This is a genomic window from Corynebacterium sp. HMSC058E07 (assembly GCF_001809885.1).
GTDB lineage: Bacteria > Actinomycetota > Actinomycetes > Mycobacteriales > Mycobacteriaceae > Corynebacterium > Corynebacterium macclintockiae.
The window spans coordinates 1-1,878 of record NZ_KV799255.1 but is presented as its reverse complement, the minus strand read 5'-3'; the positions used below and the strand labels follow the sequence as shown (position 1 = coordinate 1,878).

1 rRNA gene is annotated in these 1,878 nt (G+C 54.4%); it reads left to right on the top strand.

The annotated features are described in order from the left end of the window. A 23S ribosomal RNA gene (locus tag HMPREF2678_RS01940) occupies nt 1–1,878 on the top strand; the annotation flags it as partial.

Sequence of the window (1,878 nt, the reverse complement as noted above, 5' to 3'; positions counted from 1 at the left end):
AGTGGCGTGTCCTGGACCCGAAGCGGGGTGATCTACCCATGGCCAGTGTGAAGCAGCTGTAAGAGGCTGTGGAGGCGCGAACCCACTTAGGTTGAAAACTGAGGGGATGAGCTGTGGGTAGGGGTGAAAGGCCAATCAAACTCCGTGATAGCTGGTTCTCCCCGAAATGCATTTAGGTGCAGCGTCGTGTGTTTCTTGCCGGAGGTAGAGCTACTGGTTGGTTGAGCGGGACTATCATCTTAGCGACGTCAGCCAAACTCCGAATGCCGGTAAGTCAGAGCGCGGCAGTGAGACTGCGGGGGATAAGCTTCGTTAGTCGAGAGGGAAACAGCCCAGATCGCCGGTTAAGGCCCCTAAGAGTGTGCTAAGTGGAAAAGGATGTGGGATCGCGAAGACAGCCAGGAGGTTGGCTTAGAAGCAGCCATCCTTGAAAGAGTGCGTAATAGCTCACTGGTCGAGTGGTTCTGCGCCGACAATGTAGTGGGGCTCAAGTACACCGCCGAAACCGCGGAACTCAATCTTTTGGTTGGGTTGGTAGGGGAGCGTCGTGTGATCGTTGAAGCTGCCGGGTAACCGTGTGGTGGAGGTTATGCGAGTGAGAATGCAGGCATGAGTAGCGAATGATATGTGCGAAACATATCCGCCGGATGACTAAGGGTTCCTGGGTCAAGCTAATCTTCCCAGGGTGAGTCGGGTCCTAAGGCGAGGCCGACAGGCGTAGTCGATGGTTAACGGGTTGATATTCCCGTACCCGTGTGTGTGCGACCAATGGTGAATCAGTGATACTAACCACCCTGAAGGATGCTGCATGCATTTTGTGTGTGTGGTGTGTGGATGCGTGGGACCTGATCTGGTAGTAGCCAAGCGATGGGGTGACGCAGGAAGGTAGCCAAGCCACTGATTGGATTGTGGTGTAAGCGTGTGGCCCGCGGGATAGGTAAATCCGTTCTGCGTTGTGGGTGAGGCGTGATGCGTACCCGTTGTGGGGATGTTGGTGATCCTATGCTGTCGAGAAAAGCCTCTAGTGAGTGCATGTACGGCCCGTACCGTAAACCGACACAGGTGGTCAGGTAGAGAATACTAAGGCGTTCGGGTGAACTGTGGTTAAGGAATTCGGCAAAATGGCCCCGTAACTTCGGGAGAAGGGGTGCCACTGCTGGTGAACGACGTGTTGAGCTGGTGGTGGTCGCAGAGAATAGAGGGAAGCGACTGTTTACTAAAAACACAGGTCCGTGCGAAGACTTTAAGTCGATGTATACGGACTGACGCCTGCCCGGTGCTGGAAGGTTAAGAGGACCTGTTAGACCCTTGGGTCGAAGCGGAGAATTTAAGCCCCAGTAAACGGCGGTGGTAACTATAACCATCCTAAGGTAGCGAAATTCCTTGTCGGGTAAGTTCCGACCTGCACGAATGGCGTAACGACTTCCCTGCTGTCTCAACCACAGGCCCGGTGAAATTGCAGTACGAGTAAAGATGCTCGTTACGCGCGGCAGGACGAAAAGACCCCGGGACCTTCACTATAGCTTGGTATTGGTGTTCGGTTCGGTTTGTGTAGGATAGGTGGGAGACTGTGAAGTGGTCACGCTAGTGGTTGTGGAGTCGTTGGTGAAATACCACTCTGATCGGATTGGGCATCTGAACCTCGGCCCGTGATCCGGGTTAGGGACAGTGCCTGGTGGGTAGTTTAACTGGGGCGGTTGCCTCCCAAAGTGTAACGGAGGCGCCCAAAGGTTCCCTCAGCCTGGTTGGCAATCAGGTGTTGAGTGTAAGTGCACAAGGGAGCTTGACTGTGAGACTGACAGGTCGAGCAGGTACGAAAGTAGGGACTAGTGATCCGGCACCGGCTTGTGGAAGCGGTGTCGCTCAACGGATAAAAGG